Origin of the sequence: Streptomyces dysideae, from assembly GCF_001514305.1 — a bacterium.
In the GTDB taxonomy this organism is placed as follows: domain Bacteria; phylum Actinomycetota; class Actinomycetes; order Streptomycetales; family Streptomycetaceae; genus Streptomyces; species Streptomyces dysideae.
This window is the reverse complement of record NZ_KQ949181.1, coordinates 1-890: the sequence shown is the minus strand read 5'-3', so window position 1 is coordinate 890 and position 890 is coordinate 1. Positions and strand designations below refer to the sequence as shown.

Genomic DNA, 890 nt, shown 5'->3' with positions numbered 1-890 from the left:
CACTCAGGGACACCGAGTCCCCAGGCTTGCCCACCTGCTTGCTGCTCTTCACCGACCCGACCACGCCGCCCGCGACGAGCTGCGCCTCGGCCACGTTGTCGGCGTTGCGCTGTTGCGCGACCACAGTGGCGCCCTTGCTGACGTTCTCGGGCACGCTGATCTGCGCGTTGATCGACCCGGTCTTGTCGGTCTTCGCCGTGCCGATGCCCTTTCCCTCGCTCTGCTTCGCCGAGGTCTTCAGCAGCAGGTCCACGGTGGACCTGGCGTCGAATCCGGCGCCCTCGACTGTGGCCTTGCCGCCGGGCGTGACCAGGCCGGGGTTGAGCACGATGATCGGCCCGGACTGCCGGGGGATCTTCTGCTCCCCCAGTTCGACCGTCTTCGGCTTCTGGGCCGGTTTCTTGATCTCCTTGGGCGCGCTCTTCTCGTTCTCGCGCTTGGCATTGTCGCCGGTGGTGTTGAGCGCACCGCCGAAACCGCCGCTCCTCGCGATGACTTGGACAAGAGAGCCGACGACCACGAGCGCTATGGCGATCATCACGAGCTTCTTCCAGGTGAACCGCCTCTTCTTCTGTTCCTCGCCCTCAGGACTGGATTGTCCGGTGTTCGTGGGGCTCTCGGGTATGTCCTTTTCCCTGTCCTCGGGGTTCTCGGGCATGACGTTCACCTCCTCGGCCCGGGGCTAACCGACCGGGTAGACCTGCAGGTTGATGTCGCCTTGTTTGGTCTCCCACACCTTCTTCGCGTTCTTCGTCGTAGGTGTACGGCGACAGGCGGTTCTGCCGCACCAGCGACCATGCCCGCTGCATGTAGATGCCCTCGTCGGTGAGGTACAGCGGGTACTGGAACAGGTGCCAGCCATGCGTGACCAGCCCGGTCAGCACGGCCAC

The 890-nt window shown here is 64.8% G+C and carries 1 pseudogene; it reads right to left on the bottom strand.

Going from position 1 to position 890, the window contains the following annotated elements:
• Positions 1-658, bottom strand: a pseudogene (locus tag AQJ91_RS48255) (hypothetical protein); the annotation flags it as partial.
• Positions 659-890: the final 232 nt, after the last annotated feature.